This window comes from Macrococcus equipercicus, from assembly GCF_004359525.2.
GTDB lineage: Bacteria > Bacillota > Bacilli > Staphylococcales > Staphylococcaceae > Macrococcus > Macrococcus equipercicus.
Genome location: NZ_SCWC02000003.1, coordinates 211,469 through 226,657 on the forward strand (window position 1 = coordinate 211,469; position 15,189 = coordinate 226,657).

The following is a 15,189-nucleotide window of genomic DNA, read 5'->3' on the forward strand; positions in this document are numbered from 1 at the left end:
AACGATTGAAAGGAAGATTCACATGACAGTAAAGAGACTTCATATTTCCAATGACATACACGATCAGTTCGTGAAACAGCATCCAAATGGAGATCTGCTGCAGCTTTCTAAATGGGCGGAATCCAAGCGGCTGACAGGCTGGTACGCAAAACGCATCGCAGTCGGCCGTGATAACGAAGTGGCAGGCGTCGGCCAGCTGCTCTTCAAACGTGTGCCGAGACTGCCGTTTACGCTCTGCTACATATCCCGCGGCTTTGTCTGTGATTATAATGACAAAGAAGTGGTAGCAGCATTGACAAAGTTTGCGGTTGAAGTGGCACGTGCTGAACGCGCTTATGCGATTAAGATTGATCCGGACATCGAAGTGGAGAATGCGGGGAATCTTGTCGATTATATGGAATCACTCGGCTACCGCCATAAAGGGTTCGAAGACGGGCTCAGCAAAAGCTATATTCAGCCGCGGATGACGATGATTACAGACATCGACCAGGATGACGAGGCACTCATTCAAAGTTTCGAGAAGAACAACCGCTCACGAGTGAAACTGAGCCAGAAAAAAGGAACAGAAGCGTATATCGCCGGCCGCGACGACTTAAAGACGTTCGCCGCTCTGATGAAAGAGACCGGTGAGCGGGATGGTTTTCTGACGCGTGACGTCTCGTACTTCGAAAATATTTATGATGCGCTGAATCCAGACGGCGATGCAGAGCTGTTTCTCGTCAAACTCATACCGGCCGCTGTCATCCCTAAACTGCAGGAAGAGTATGATGCGCTTGAAAGTAAAAAGCAGAAGCTTGAACAGAAGAAGGATCAGAAGAAAGCACAGAATCAGCTGAAAGATATCGCGCTGCAGCAGACGAAGCTGCAAAAACAGCTCGCTGAACTTGAACAGCTGAATGAAACAAATCCTGAAGGAAAAGTATTGTCGGGTGCGCTGCTGACATTCTCAGGGCATAAATCCTATTATTTATACGGCGCTTCAAGCAATGAATATCGGGATTATCTGCCGAATCACAACATGCAGATCAGTATGATGCGCTATGCCCGTGAACGCGGAGCTAAAAGCTATGATTTCGGTGGGACAGACAACAATCCACCGCAAGGTTCAGAGCATTTCGGGCTCTGGCAGTTCAAGAAGATGTGGGGCACGCGTCTGAGTGAGAAAATCGGGGAATTTGACTATGTACTTAATCAGCCGGTCTATCGATTAATAGAACAAGTGAAGCCGCGGGTGACGAAGATGAAGCTGAAATTCACTAAAGGACGTAAAAAGTAGGGATCATATGAGGATAGCGATAATTGGCGGCGGCAAAATGGTAACACAGATGGTAAAGGGCTGGAAAAATAGCGGGCTGGAACTCAGCGCATTTGGTCTATGGCTCAGAAATAAAGAGAAGCAGCAGCATTTTGTCGAAAAACACGGTGTAACAAGTATTGAAACACTTGAAGAACTTAAAGATTACGATGGTATCATGCTTGGCATTGTACCTGAAGCTTTTGTTGAAATCGCAGGACAGCTGCACCATTATTTAGTAGAGGATCATCTCATTATGTCCATTGCGGGCGGTGTGTCGATACAGGATATCGATGATATGTTTGACCATCATCAGAAAATTGTCCGGATGATGCCTAACACACCTGTTGCAGTGAACGCCGGCGTAATTGCCATGAGTCATAATGACTATGTCAGCAGAGAAGAAATCCAAGAATTAACTGAAATCATGCAGCGGCTGGGTACAGTGAAGTGGATTGATGAATCGCTGATGCATATTATGCCTGCTATCGCGGCCTCATCACCGACATTTGTCTACATGATGATTGAAGCGATGGCCGACAATGCTGTCGCTGCTGGTCTGGGCCGGGAAACGGCTTATCAGCTGGCGAGCCAGATGGTCATTGGAGCAGGGAAGATGGTGCTGGAAAGCGGTAAGCATCCTGCAGTCCTGAAAGATCAAGTGACGTCTCCAGGCGGTTCGACCATTCAAGGAGTGAAAAAACTAGAAGAAAAAGGCTTCAGAGATGCTATCTCAAAAGCCATGGATGAAATAACGAAATATAATTAATGTCTGAATTCCAGATAGAAATAAGGGTTCACAAAACTGATATAAAGAATGAAAAATAAATTAAGCATACTGACGAGTATGAGCGTACTGGCCAGTACTTTGTAAGCCGTATTCTTTTCTTTGACGGGAAGTTTTGCAAAAAAATAAACAGTACCATTGATAACAGTGATGATACAGAATAAAAACCAGAAATACGTAGTAAAGAAGATAATTCCACTATTAATGAAGTAACTTGTGGTTAAGACGATATGCATAATGATAAAAAGCAGCATGAGTACCTTTTGCATATAACACCCTCCTATTGCTATTCATTTTAATGGAAAATCATGAGTTTTAAAATATAAATCTGGAGGTAGCACATGAATATTGGATTTATTGGTACAGGAGTCATGGGCCGCAGTATGGCGGGTCATTTGAAAGGACATTCGCTGTTTGTCTACAACCGCACGAAAGAAAAAGCTGAATCACTGCTGACAGAAGGAGCGGTGTGGTGTGACAGTCCACAAGAAGTGGCTGCAGCATGTGACATTATTTTTACGATGCTTGGTTATCCACATGATGTCGAAGCCATGTACTTAGGAGAAACAGGATTAATTCACCATGGCAGAGCAGGGCAGATCTTGATTGACTGCACGACGTCAAGTCCAGAACTTGCCGGTAAGATTGCTCGAGAAGCAGAAGACGCTGGTATCGCAGTTATAGATGCACCTGTCAGCGGCGGCGACGTCGGTGCTAAAAAAGGCACATTATCTGTGATGGTCGGGGGCGATGAGCAGGCGTTCCTTAAAGTGAAGAATATCATTGATATGTTCAGCAGCAGCGTGCAGTACTTCGGTCCGGCCGGCAGCGGTCAGCACACGAAGATGGCCAATCAGATTGCGATTGCGTCCGGCATGATCGGCGTGGCAGAAAGTCTCTATTATGCTGAGCAGGCAGGACTTGATATTGAGCGGGTTCTTGAAACAATTTCTAAAGGTGCAGCGGGCAGCTGGTCGCTGTCAAACCTCGCACCTCGGATGCTGAACGGTGATTATCAGCCGGGATTTTATACGCATCACTTCCTGAAAGATATGAAGATAGCGCTCGACGAGGCAGCAAAGCTGAATATCCAGCTGCCTGGCCTTGAACTTGCCTATCAGCTTTATGATGAGTTGACCCAAGAACAGAAACAGACGACAGGAACGCATATTATTTTCGAGAAATATAGAGGTAATAATTAGCAATATATAGTTATTTGGTCTATATTGTTAGTTGAGAATGAAAAATGGAGGAAGACAGTGATACAGAAAATTATAAATTTCTCGTTACATAATAAATTGGCGCTTTGGCTGATGACATTGATTCTTGCAGCGGCCGGAATTTATTCGGCAATGACGATGAAAATGGAAATGCTGCCTAGTATATCTTCACCGGTCATCACAGTAACGACGCCTTATCCAGGAGCGACGCCGGAAGCGGTGCTTGATAACGTGACGGACCCAATCGAGAAGAAAGTGGCGAGTATGTCAGGTGTCGACAAAGTATCCAGCCAGTCGCTGCAGAATGCTTCAGCCATTACCCTCCAGTATGATTTCGGTACTGATATGGATAAAGCGGAGAAAGATCTGCAGGAAGCTATAGGAAAAATAGATATGCCGGAAGAGGCGCAGAAGCCGACCATCGACCGTATCTCTATGTATACTTTCCCGATTATCAGTTATTCTTTCTCTTCAGACAGTAACAATATCAAGGAACTGACAAAAGTCATTAAAGATGACCTTGTCCCTCAAATTGAAGGAGTGGATGGTGTCAGCAGTGTCACTTTCTCAGGACAGGAAGTTCAGCAGATTGAGCTGCAGTTTGATGAAGCTGAACTTAAGAAAAAAGGATTGACTGAAGACACGGTGCTGCAGTTCATTAAAGGCGCAACAACTGATGCACCGCTCGGCCTTTACACATTCGGTAATGACTTGAAGTCTATCGTCGTTAACGGCCAGTTTACATCAGTCGATGCTTTGAAGTCACTGAAAATACCAATGACAGGTGCCTCTCAAGGTGCAGGACAAACAGCAGGCGCTCAAGCGCAGGCAAATCCGGCAGCTGGTGCGCAAAGCGCTAATCCTGCCGCAGCACAGATGAAGCTGCCGACAGTGGAATTAGGTGATATTGCAAAGATTAAAAATGTGGCAAGCCGCGATTCAATTTCTAAAACAAACGGTAAAGATTCATTGAGTATTCAAGTTGTTAAATCAGACAATGCTAATACTGTGAAACTTGCTAATGATGTGAAAGACATCGTTAATAAGTTCGGTAAAGAGAATAAAGATATTAATGCTCTGCTGATGATGGACCAGGCTAAACCGATTGAAGATTCTGTGAGAACAATGGTGGAAAAAGCACTGATTGGTGCCTTGTTCGCAGTTATCATGATCTTGATCTTCCTGCGTAATATACGTTCGACGTTTATCGCCGTTGTCTCTATTCCAATGTCTATTCTTATTGCACTGCTTATTTTAAAGCAGCTGAATGTCACATTGAATATTATGACGCTCGGCGCAATGACGGTTGCGATCGGCCGGGTCATTGATGACTCGATTGTTGTTATAGAAAATATTTTCCGTCGGATGTCACTGAAGAACGAACGCTTGAGCGGCTCAGCTCTTATCGCCGATGCGACGCGTGAGATGTTCATTCCGATCATGTCGTCCACACTTGTGACGATTGCCGTGTTCCTGCCGCTTGGACTTGTATCAGGTTCAATCGGGGAGTTATTCAGACCGTTCGCATTGACTGTTGTGTTCGCCTTACTCGCATCACTCTTAATTGCGATCACAATCGTACCGATGCTCGGCCATATTTTCTTCAGAAATGGCATTAAAGGCCATCATGATGAAAAGCCCGGTGCTATCGCCGGCTTCTACCGCCGCATTCTCGACTGGTCATTAAGACATAAATGGATTGTCGGCTTACTCAGCATATTATTACTGGTCGGTAGTTTAATGTTAATGCCTTTTGTCGGCACATCATTCATTTCAACAGGTGAAGATAAGCTGCTCGCGCTTACTTATAAGCCGCAGCCGGGAGAGACAGAAGATGAAGTTGTCAAGCATGCTGAGACAGTACAGCATTACTTATCGAACAAGAAATATGTTGAAAACGTCCAGTTCTCCGTCGGTGGTAAAAATCCATTCAGCCCGATTGCGTCAAACGACATGGCAATGATGGTTGAATATAACAAAAACACGCCGAACTGGGATGATGAAGCAGAAAAAGTACTGGATAAGCTCGCAACTTACAACTATCCAGGTTCTTGGAAAAATCAGGACTTCGCTACAGGCGGCGCTTCTAATAGTGTGTCTGTGTCGGTTGTCGGACCTTCCACCGATGCCATTCGTTCGACAGTCGACAAAGTAGAAAAAGCAATGAAAGACGAAAAAGCATTATCCAATGTGGATTCTTCGTTATCAGCAAGCTATGATGAATATACGCTGAAAGTTGACCACGACAAATTGTCTGAACTCGGCCTGACAGCCGGTCAAGTAGCAATGACACTTAATCAGCGTTCACCTGATACAGTCGTCACTAAAGTAGGACAAGGCGGAAAATCAACTGAAGTTGTTCTGACGAAAGCGGAGCAGAACAACTGGACGAAACAAAAGCTTGAAGATACTAAAATCACTTCGCCGCTTGGCCGCGACGTGAAACTGAGCGACATTGTCAAGATTGAAGAAGGTAAATCATCAGATACAATCACTCGTGAAGATGGTGACGTCTCAGCTACTGTCGACAGCAAAATTAAAGCAGACGATGTCGGTAAAACGACAGCGGACGTGCAACAGGCAATCGACAAAATCGATACACCGAGCAACGTCTCTATCCATGTCGGCGGTACAAATCAAGATATCGGCGAAAGTTTCTCTCAGTTAGGTATTGCGATGCTTGCCGCTATCGGTATTGTTTATTTGATTCTTGTACTGACGTTTAAAGGTGGTCTGGCACCACTTGCTATTTTGTTCTCACTACCGTTTACGGTTATTGGTGTCATCATCGGTCTGCTTCTTGCCAAAGAAACATTGTCCGTTCCATCGATGATCGGGGTGCTCATGCTGATTGGTATAGTTGTCACCAACGCCATCGTATTGATTGACCGCGTCATTCATATGGAGAACAGTGGATTATCAACACGTGACGCACTGCTTGAAGCGGCGTCGACTCGTGTCAGACCGATCTTGATGACTGCGCTGGCAACAATCGGGGCGTTATCACCGCTGTTATTCGGCGGCGACGGCTCAGTGTTAATTTCAAAAGCGCTCGGCGTCACTGTTATCGGTGGTCTTGTATCATCTACACTGCTGACATTGATTGTCGTGCCGGTGGTCTATGAAATGCTTATGGCCATAAAAAACCGCAAAAAAAGAAAACAGACAATCACTGAAACACGCTAATTCATATTGACGCGTGTGTCATATCATATTATAGTGAAAGTCACCAATTGAATATCTTATCCAGAGAGATGGAGGGACTTGGCCCGAAGAAATCTCAGCAGCAGGCTTCGGCACTGTGCTAAATCCAGCAAGCAGATGCTTGATAGATAAGTGACCTATGTCATCGCTATTAAGCGGTGACATTTTTTTATATCATTGTATAAGGGGAATCAGCATGACCTACACAAAAATTTTAAATGATATTCCAGACAGTTATTTCGGTAAGACCATGGGACGTAAACTTGAAATCGGCAGCAAGCCGCTGATTAATATGGCAGTCGGCATTCCGGATAAGCCGGCACCAGATGAAGTGATCAAAGCGATGAGCGCAGCAGTGCAGAACCCGGAGAACAATAAATACGGGGTGTTCAGGGGGAAAGATACATTCAAGGAAGCCATCCAGAAGTTCTATCATGATGTCTATCATGTGACACTCGATAAAGACGAGGAAATATGCATTTTATATGGGACGAAGAACGGGCTTGTGCATTTGCCGTTATGTGTCATAGAGCCGGGTGACGGTGTGCTGCTGCCGGACCCGGGCTATACGGATTATTTGGCGGGGGTCATACTGGCTCACGGTGAGCATTATACACTGCCGCTCTATGAAGAAAAAAGCTATTTACCCGACTTTAATGATGTGCCGGCTGATCAGCTTAGCAGGACGAAGCTCATCTACTTGAACTATCCGAGCAATCCGACAGGCGCTGTAGCGACGCGTGAGTTTTTTGATGAGACGGTCAATCGTTTTAAACAGACAGAGACGAAGATTGTCCACGACTTCGCTTACGCGGCATTCGGTTTTGATGCGAAAAACCCGAGTATCCTGCAGTCTCCCGGGGCTAAAGACATCGCCGTAGAAATTTATTCATTGTCTAAAGGCTTCAATATGTCAGGCTTCCGCGTCGGGTTTGCGGTCGGCAACAAAGAGATGATTGCTGCACTGAATAAATTCCAGGATCATACACAAGTAGGCATGTGGGGGGCGCTGCAGGATGCAAGTACTGCTGCCCTGAAGCTCGGCGAGTCGTTTACAGAAGTGCAGAACGATTTGTTCCGCAGGCGCCGTGACCGTGTGACCGCTCTTCTTGATCAACATCACATTCCATACAGTCCGCTTGCGGGAGGTATTTTCCTCTGGCTGAAGACACCTCGGGGTTATGATGGTGAGTCATTCGTCGACTACTTGCTGAAGGAACAGTCCATGCTTGTCACACCGGGCATACCTTTTGGAGAGCGCGGCCGAAATTTCGTCCGTGTCTCTCTGGCGGTTGATGACAGCATTCTTGAGACGTTCCTTGAAAGGTTGATCGAAGAGAAATCATTGTACTGATACATAATAAAAACACCCCAAACGTTAGATTTTAGGTCCAACTTTGGGGTGCAGTTTTTAGCTTAAACGCTGTAGTTGAAAAATGATACACCGATGATCAGTACAGTCAGCATTAGTGTAAAGATATGAAGTATAAGCACGCCTTTTTGGTCATTAATGCGATGTTTAAAAGCAGTGATCTCTATGTTGATGACAAGTGCCAGCACTAACAGAAAGACCCACCATGATGTCGCTGTAATACCGACCAGCAGGCTGAAAGAAAATAACAGCAGGCCGATGCTGAGTATGATTCTTAAGATTCGGGTGAGTGGAATGCTGTACTGATAAATGCTCAAATAGGAGACGAGCAAATAAATGAGCAGGTAAAGCGTAAGTAAGAATATCATGCCAACTGTCCTTTCGAGAAATAAATATAAATGAGAATAAGGGATAACATACTTGTGACAGCGCCGATATAAAAAGGCAGACTTAAATCAAATGTCAGTAGTCCGGTGAAGGCGAGCGGACCGATAATTCTGCCTAAGCTGTCCAGTGAGTAGCTGATTCCTGTCAATTTGCCCATATGCTGCGCCGTTGTTGTCTTTGTAATAGTTGACGTCAGCAGTGTGCGCACCATAGCATTTCCTGCCATCAGCAGCACGAGGCACAGGCCGGCATAAGCCAGATTCATCGTGAACGGCAGCATGATGAAAGCAACAGCAGTGATGATCTGCCCGGCAATCATCACTTGACGTTCTGCACCGTGTTTAACTTTTCTTAAATAGCCGCCCTGCAGAATGGCGCTGACGAAACCACCGACCATAAAGAGCAGCCCCATCTCAGTCGGGGTGATATTAATACGGTTAATCTCAAGCAGCTGGAATGAACTCTCCATCCCGCTCATCGTCATCATGACAATGAATGTACATAATAACAATAACCCGACCGGCTGCCTGAAAATCTGCCAGTTGATGCGCTTGTCTTCTGGACCGGAACGCTCATGATGCGTCTCCGGAAGTTTGATCAGCACTAAAATAAAGATCAGCATCAATATGACAGCCGTGATGAAGTAGGGCAGCTGGTAGGAAATGCCGGCCAGCAGTCCGCCGACAGCAGGACCAAAGATAAAGCCGAGGCCGATCATCATGCCGAGCAGCCCCATATAGCGGTTACGTTCCTCGGCCGTCGTTAAGTCAGCGACAATACTTGTTGTCGTTGAGAAGCAGGCGCCGGAAAAAAGTCCGCCGATAATTCGTGACACGTACAGCATCGGCAGATTGCCGATGAACAGACCGAATGTGAGAAAGCTCACTGTAAAGCCGATCAGGCCGATCAGCAGCACTTTCTTACGGCCGTTATTATCAGAGAACTGACCCCAGAACGGTGCTGCGATAAATGAGGCAATGGAATAGCTTGCAAGCAGCAGGCCCATATGAAAAGCACTTAAGTTCATATGAGCAATCAGCGCGGGAATAACGGGAATGACGACACTGAAGCCGAAATAAATAAAAAACTGGATGCCCATCAGCAGGCCGAAAACCTGCTTAATATTACTGTTCATTCAACTGTTCTCGTACACTGCGGATTTCTTCTTCCAGTTCATGCAGACGCTCTTCCAGCTTGTCAGCGTGATTGCCTGTTGATTGGACCTTCTCTATGTCGCCCTGTAATCTAACATATTCCTGTTTTAGTTCTGTCAGTTGATAATTTAAATCAGCCATTTTGTACACTCCTTTATTTTTAAAATGTAAGTCCATTATAAGCTATAATGGAAGTAACTTGAAAGCGGGGAACTGATAATGACGAAGAAAATCAAAACAAATGCACTGCGTCAGCTGGATCAGCAGCACATGGATTATACTATTTTTACTTACGACGTAGAAGACGGTCAGATCGATGGCATAAGCGTAGCGTCGAAAATCAATCAGCCGGCTGCAGCGGTTTATAAAACACTTGTCACTCATATGGGTCAGGAGTTATTTGTCTTTGTCATACCTGTCGCAGCTGAACTTGACATGAAGAAAGCGGCGAGAGCAGCAGGCGTGAAGAAGCTGGAACTGCTGCCGGTCAAAGAGCTGCTCAGTAAAACAGGCTATGTAAGAGGCGGCTGTTCACCGGTGGGCATGAAGAAGCGGCTGCCGACCATTGTTGATGCGTCAGCTGCTGAGCAGGAGACAATTATCGTCAGCGCCGGACAGCTCGGTGTCCAGGTGAGGCTCAGCCTCAGTGCGCTGCTCACAGTTACTAACGGCCGGACAGCGGATGTGCTGCGATGAAGCTGAAAGATAAATACATGCAGCTTGCCATTAGAGGGCGCCGGACGATTGTCATCTCAGATATCCACGGTGAGAAAGCGCTGTTTCAGCAGCTGCTTGACCAGGTCGGCTTTTCAGCTGACGATATTTTGATTATCGGCGGCGATATTATAGATAAAGGACAGGATTCCATAGGCACGATGCACTATGTGTTTGAACTGCTCAAGCAGCCGAATGTGCATATGATTGAAGGCAACTGCGACCGGATTCTAGAGGAGCTGTATGAAGACTGGCTGTATGATTATATGGCTTACCGGCGTACATTTGTCCATGACTATCTGGAGAAAGTCGGCAGAACACCTGCGGATTATCCATCACAGCAGCAGCTTGCTGATGACATACTCGCTCACTACGGACACTACCGCGAACAGCTGGCTGCACTGCCGACTGCGATTGAAACGGAGGACTTTCTGTTTGTTCATGCGGGGGTTGACGATGACTATCTTGAGACAGACCGCGAGCGGGCGCTCAGCATGCCGAACTTTTATAAGCGTCATCATCAGCTGGATAAATATATCGTTGTCGGTCATTATCCTGCCTGTAACTATGTGGAAGGCGGATTGTTCAGCCATGCAGTGAAAATTAACGACACCCGTAAAGTTATCGCCATTGACGGCGGCAATCAGGTGAAGCCGTCCGGTCAGCTCAATGCACTGATCATTGAAGCGGATGGTTCGCTTAAGTCTGAATTTGTTGATGCGCACCCGGAAGCTTTAGTTATTCAGTCCTTTGAAGTGAGTTATCAGACGCCGCACACATTCACCTATCCGGAATTTGATATAATGGTTGAGGAGATAGACCCTTACTTCACGCTGGCTGTCCACAGCCAGTCGGGTACTGAGTTCATGGTCAAGACTGAATATATTCAGGGAGATTGTGGTCACTACCGGTTGAAAGATGATTATACGGATTTATTTCTGGATGTAGAAGTCGGGAAACGGGTCAAAGTAGTCGATGACACATGTCTTGGTTATATACTGATCAAAAAGGGCAGTCTTGTCGGCTGGGTGCCTGAAGAAGTACTTGCTCATTAAGAAAACACACTACTCGTAGTGTGTTTTATATTTTTCGTGCTGGATGTAATGACGGTGACGGATGACAAGCATAGTCCCGGCAGTGATCAGCAGCACGGGGAAGATTAACGTGAATAACAGCATGAGACCGGCGACGATGAACATGACAGCACTCACTACCGGATAGCGCTTCAAGTATAGAATGCCGAGCAGATTGAGTGCCCATGGGAACAGCATCATCACGATGAGCGGCAGCAGCACGCCTTTCAGTGAAGCGGTACTCGCAGTGACAGAGCCGCCTTGATGAGCAAGAAAGTTCTGGATGACAGCACTTGTTGCACTGAAGTAAAGGACGATGATTGAGAGGACGAGAACAGTCATGATTACGAGTGCTGCGACTGCGAGACGTTTCGGAATTTTAATGAAGTCGTTCATAAAGCACCTCTAGGTTTTATGTTTATTTTATCACAGTAATAAAAGGAGAGGTTTAAATGACACAAAGTTTCATCATGATTATTGCGATGATTCTGCTGGGCTATTTGATGAAGCGGCTCGGTTATTTCACAGAACAGGACGGCGGGGTTATTGCACGTATCATCTTTAATATGACGCTGCCGTCACTTGTCATCGTGACATTGAGCAAAGTAGAAATCGTGCCGTCGTTAATGCTGCTGCCGGTCGTGATGATCAGCTATGCGGTAATCGCAAAGTTTCTGGCTATTGTGCTGTTTCTTAAATACAACAATCATGTCAGAGGGTCAGTCGGCATGATGGCCTCTGCCTTGAACATCGGGTTATTTGCCTATCCGCTCGTTGAACGGATGTTCGGCGCACACGGTCTGCTTTATTTCGGCATGTTCGACATCGGCGGTTCCATTGTCATGTTCGGTATCACTTATTTCGTCGGCAATTACTTCAGTGAAGGCAGCGAAACGTTCGACGCCAAATATTTGCTGCTCAGCCTAGTGAAAAGTGTGCCGCTCATGACTTACATGATGATGCTGACGCTCAGTCTGACACATATCCATCTGCCGGCTGCCATGCTCGACTTCTTCAGTGTTCTGTCGAAAGCGAATATGCCGCTGTCCATGCTGCTTCTTGGTATTTACTTGAACTTCAAAGTCGATAAATATTATTTGCCGCTCGCTGTTAAATACCTTGCTTTTCATTACGGCTTCGGGGCACTCGTCGGTCTCGCGTGTTATTTCCTGCTGCCGTTCGATACAATGTTCAGAACTACTTTACTGATCGGTTTCTTACTGCCGGTCGGCGTATCTATCATTCCGTACGCTATTCAGTTCAAATATCGCACGCTGCCGTTTATCGGTATGGTCACTAACTTGTCTATCATCATCTCAATCATCATATTGTTCATCTTCCAGATGGTCATGCTGTAATTTCGACACAAAAAAAATCTGTCTCGTACTTGAGACAGATTTTTTGTTAGCCTTTACCACCCATGAATGATGGATATTTTGTCATACCGCCGTCGACATAGAGCGTTGCGCCGGTAATATAGCTGGCATTTTCACTTGCGAGGAATGTCGCAACAGTTGCAATCTGCTGCGGTTTGCCGATAATGCCCATCGGAATCATTTTTTCTGTTTCAGCGCGTGTTTCAGGGTCGCTGAATTTTTCGGTGGTGTGCTCTGTCATAATTGCACCAGGTGAGATGTTATTGATACGGATGCCTTGAGGTGCAAATTCCATACACATTGTTTCCATCATCAGTTTCAAACCGCCTTTACTTGCTGCATAATTGACGTAGTTCGGCCAGGCGATGACGTCATGCACACTTGAAATATTGATGATAACGCCTTTTTTGCCCGTTTCAACGAAATGTCTGCATGCTTCACGGCTACCGATAAATGCACCTGTCAGATTTGTCTCCATCACTTTATTGAATTCGTCAGCTGACATTTCAAGTGACGGGGTAGGATGTTCGATGCCGGCGTTATTAATCATAATATCAATGCCGCCGAACGTAGCATAAGCCTGCTGACAGATTTTAAGGACATCTTCTTCTTTACCGACGTCGCCTTGCACGATAACTGCGTCGCCGCCGTTCTCCTTGATCGTTGCCGCGACTTCTTCTGCCCGCCCGGGACTTGAATGGTAATTGACGACGACTTTACATCCTTCTTTACCGAACTCTTCCGCCATCGCTTTCCCGATACCATTTGAAGCACCTGTGATGACAACGACTTTTTCTTTTAAATCTTGATACATGGATACCACTCCTTGTTATTTTTTAGCGTAACCTAATAGAAAAGCTGCAGCAATAATCAGAATAATTCCGACAGCGATACCGATATACTGTTTCTTTGACTTCTTTTCCTTGAGCAGAAAAATACCGCCCAATGTTGAGACGACGACAAGCATCTGCGAGAAGGAGAAGCTGGTCGCTACGCCTACTTTCGGCTGTGAATAAAACATGGCCATGTTACCGAATGCCCAGACAACACCGGGGATGATGTTTTTAACGACCGCTTTTTTCTCAGGATGATGCTTCATACTGAGCAGGAGGCCGCCGATGACCATACCGATTGCCTGCGGGAAAAGCGCATCCCATCCTTTAACCCCGAAAAACTGGCCGATAACGACATATGTAATATAACCGATAGAGGAGATGATAAGAATATGGAGTGCTGACTTCACACTGCCCTGTTCTTTCTCCTGACCTTTGAGGGATGTCAGAATGACACCAGCGACAAGAAGAGCAAGCGCTGTAATACCTAAAATGACAGCAGATGATGACTTCCATTCATCAAAAAAGATAACTGAGATCAAGGTCGTCCCGACAAGCTGCATCCCAGTAGAGAGCGGCATCGTTTTAGAGACCCCGATCTTTTCCACACTTTTTAGCTGGTTACCCTGACCGAGTGCCCAGAACCCGCCGGAAATCATACCGACAATTAATATCTTCCAGTTGAGGTCGGGGTGGACGATGAAGTAAGCAGCAGTACCAATAATGAATGCACCGAGCACTGTCCCCATAATCTGTTCATAAGGCGAACCGCCCACCTTGACGTTGATCAGGACAACGCTGCCCCAGAGCAGAGCAGGCAGCAAAGCGATTAATATATCCATAGCCTCAATCCTTTATCTATTGATGTTATTCTATTCCCGTCAGCTTGTTACTGAAACATGCCCGTTAGCTGTCTAATTAATTGACGCTGTACTTATAATGATGAAGCTCATCGACTTTCTTGAAGCCGAGCTTCTCATAAAATTCAATCGTCCGCTTCCTCTTATCCTCTACGCTCAGCTGTATTTCTGTTGCTTCATGTTCCTTGAAAGCATGTTCTGCCGCATACGTAACAAGCTGATGACCAATCCCTTGGTGGCGATAGTTTTTATGAGTGACCACATAGTCGACGTAACATGTCGTCTGATTATTGGTTGCCAGTACGATGTAACCTTTAACGATGCCTTCGCTTAACAGAATGAATAGTTCATAGGACTTATCAAGCAGTCCCAGCAGTTCTTCTGTCCGTTCTTTCGGATTAATGTATAAGTTTTTCATAAGAGTCTTGAAACTCTTTTTATAGATCGGGCTGTAAGGGATGACAAGGCGTGTATCGATCGCATTGTCATTAAGCCGTGTAGCGGCCATCGTATAGCGCGTACCCAAATACTGTGTTCTCAGCGACTTCATCACAAGTCGGCCGAAGCTGTGCTGTGCACTAATGTAAAACTCATAGTCTTTAATGTCAGGATGTTTATTGATCAGTTGTTCACAGAGCGCTGTAATACGGCGCGAAGTCGCGGCATCTGTTCGTGCGGTAATCGGGCCGAAGACATGGGCGGTCCCATCTGTAATGGTTTCGATACCTACAACTGCAATGATGTCATTTCCTTCGTATAAGACGGCAATATGATCAGGCCCGTGCTGCTCGAGCTGTGTCATAATACGTTCCTGACTGCGTCCTAAATAATTGACATGATATTCCGGCTGCTGATTCATTTCGTAAAGAAACTGGCTGATTTTCTCATACTGCTCTGTCTCATTTCTGTCCATGT

Annotated in this window: 16 protein-coding genes and 1 riboswitch; of the genes, 8 read left to right on the forward strand and 8 right to left on the reverse strand. The window is 45.9% G+C overall.

The window, feature by feature from the left end; genetic code table 11:
• Window positions 1-22 precede the first annotated feature (22 nt).
• Both ERX35_RS06190 and proC read left to right on the forward strand, forming a co-directional pair.
• Window positions 23-1,276 carry a lipid II:glycine glycyltransferase FemX gene (locus ERX35_RS06190; RefSeq protein WP_149459056.1) on the forward strand — a complete coding sequence of 418 codons (1,254 nt, stop codon included), beginning with the start codon at window positions 23-25 and terminating at the stop codon, window positions 1,274-1,276.
• A 7-nt stretch (window positions 1,277-1,283) separates the two neighbouring features.
• Window positions 1,284-2,063, forward strand: coding sequence for a pyrroline-5-carboxylate reductase (gene proC / locus ERX35_RS06195; protein WP_149459057.1), 780 nt, complete (start codon window positions 1,284-1,286; stop codon window positions 2,061-2,063).
• Here proC and ERX35_RS06200 read toward each other — a convergent pair.
• A complete protein-coding gene (locus tag ERX35_RS06200) occupies window positions 2,060-2,350 on the reverse strand; it encodes a hypothetical protein (protein ID WP_149459058.1) in 291 nt (96 codons plus the stop codon). The two genes, proC and ERX35_RS06200, sit on opposite strands and share 4 nt — an antisense overlap.
• Window positions 2,351-2,422: 72 nt before the next feature.
• Between ERX35_RS06200 and ERX35_RS06205 the strand changes: the two genes are divergently transcribed.
• The 3 genes from ERX35_RS06205 (at window position 2,423) to ERX35_RS06215 (ending at window position 7,859) form a co-directional block, all read left to right on the forward strand.
• Window positions 2,423-3,283: an NAD(P)-dependent oxidoreductase gene (locus ERX35_RS06205; RefSeq protein ID WP_149459059.1), complete on the forward strand. Its 861-nt coding sequence runs from the start codon at window positions 2,423-2,425 to the stop codon at window positions 3,281-3,283.
• 57 nt (window positions 3,284-3,340) lie between these two features.
• Window positions 3,341-6,487 (forward strand): efflux RND transporter permease subunit, encoded by a 3,147-nt coding sequence (locus ERX35_RS06210; RefSeq protein ID WP_149459060.1) that lies wholly within the window; start codon window positions 3,341-3,343, stop codon window positions 6,485-6,487.
• A gap of 53 nt (window positions 6,488-6,540) precedes the next feature.
• Window positions 6,541-6,640, forward strand: a riboswitch (SAM riboswitch).
• A 61-nt stretch (window positions 6,641-6,701) separates the two neighbouring features.
• Window positions 6,702-7,859 carry an aminotransferase class I/II-fold pyridoxal phosphate-dependent enzyme gene (locus ERX35_RS06215; RefSeq protein WP_149459061.1) on the forward strand — a complete coding sequence of 386 codons (1,158 nt, stop codon included), beginning with the start codon at window positions 6,702-6,704 and terminating at the stop codon, window positions 7,857-7,859.
• 62 nt (window positions 7,860-7,921) lie between these two features.
• Here the strand turns inward: ERX35_RS06215 and mspA are convergent, their stop codons facing one another.
• Genes mspA through ERX35_RS11425 form a run of 3 tightly spaced genes read right to left on the reverse strand, consistent with a single transcriptional unit; the run spans window position 7,922 to window position 9,559 of the window.
• Window positions 7,922-8,245 (reverse strand): membrane stabilizing protein MspA, encoded by a 324-nt coding sequence (mspA, locus tag ERX35_RS06220; RefSeq protein WP_149459062.1) that lies wholly within the window; start codon window positions 8,243-8,245, stop codon window positions 7,922-7,924.
• Window positions 8,242-9,399 (reverse strand): MFS transporter, encoded by a 1,158-nt coding sequence (locus ERX35_RS06225; RefSeq protein ID WP_246143133.1) that lies wholly within the window; start codon window positions 9,397-9,399, stop codon window positions 8,242-8,244. The genes mspA and ERX35_RS06225 overlap by 4 nt, the downstream gene beginning before the upstream one ends.
• Window positions 9,389-9,559: an SE1832 family protein gene (locus ERX35_RS11425; RefSeq protein ID WP_170234567.1), complete on the reverse strand. Its 171-nt coding sequence runs from the start codon at window positions 9,557-9,559 to the stop codon at window positions 9,389-9,391. Before ERX35_RS11425 ends, ERX35_RS06225 begins: the two co-directional genes overlap by 11 nt.
• Window positions 9,560-9,637: 78 nt before the next feature.
• Between ERX35_RS11425 and ybaK the strand changes: the two genes are divergently transcribed.
• Together ybaK and ERX35_RS06235 are read left to right on the forward strand one after the other, a co-directional pair.
• The gene (ybaK, locus tag ERX35_RS06230; protein ID WP_149459063.1) at window positions 9,638-10,114 is read left to right on the forward strand and encodes a Cys-tRNA(Pro) deacylase; all 477 of its coding nucleotides are present in this window, start codon (window positions 9,638-9,640) and stop codon (window positions 10,112-10,114) included.
• Window positions 10,111-11,187 carry a metallophosphoesterase gene (locus tag ERX35_RS06235; RefSeq protein WP_149459064.1) on the forward strand — a complete coding sequence of 359 codons (1,077 nt, stop codon included), beginning with the start codon at window positions 10,111-10,113 and terminating at the stop codon, window positions 11,185-11,187. The genes ybaK and ERX35_RS06235 overlap by 4 nt, the downstream gene beginning before the upstream one ends.
• A gap of 9 nt (window positions 11,188-11,196) precedes the next feature.
• Here ERX35_RS06235 and ERX35_RS06240 read toward each other — a convergent pair whose 3' ends face one another.
• Window positions 11,197-11,601, reverse strand: a complete 405-nt coding sequence (locus ERX35_RS06240) for a DUF4064 domain-containing protein (RefSeq protein ID WP_149459065.1) — start codon at window positions 11,599-11,601, stop codon at window positions 11,197-11,199.
• A 56-nt stretch (window positions 11,602-11,657) separates the two neighbouring features.
• Between ERX35_RS06240 and ERX35_RS06245 the strand changes: the two genes are divergently transcribed.
• Window positions 11,658-12,563 (forward strand): AEC family transporter, encoded by a 906-nt coding sequence (locus tag ERX35_RS06245; protein WP_149459066.1) that lies wholly within the window; start codon window positions 11,658-11,660, stop codon window positions 12,561-12,563.
• Window positions 12,564-12,609: 46 nt separating this feature from the next.
• Here ERX35_RS06245 and ERX35_RS06250 read toward each other — a convergent pair whose 3' ends face one another.
• From ERX35_RS06250 to ERX35_RS06260, 3 genes are all read right to left on the reverse strand, one after another.
• Window positions 12,610-13,395, reverse strand: coding sequence for a glucose 1-dehydrogenase (locus tag ERX35_RS06250; RefSeq protein ID WP_149459067.1), 786 nt, complete (start codon window positions 13,393-13,395; stop codon window positions 12,610-12,612).
• Window positions 13,396-13,410: 15 nt separating this feature from the next.
• Window positions 13,411-14,256 (reverse strand): GRP family sugar transporter, encoded by an 846-nt coding sequence (locus ERX35_RS06255; RefSeq protein ID WP_149459068.1) that lies wholly within the window; start codon window positions 14,254-14,256, stop codon window positions 13,411-13,413.
• Between the two features lie 76 nt (window positions 14,257-14,332).
• The gene (locus ERX35_RS06260) at window positions 14,333-15,187 is read right to left on the reverse strand and encodes a GNAT family N-acetyltransferase (protein ID WP_149459069.1); all 855 of its coding nucleotides are present in this window, start codon (window positions 15,185-15,187) and stop codon (window positions 14,333-14,335) included.
• Between the last annotated feature and the right edge of the window lie 2 nt (window positions 15,188-15,189).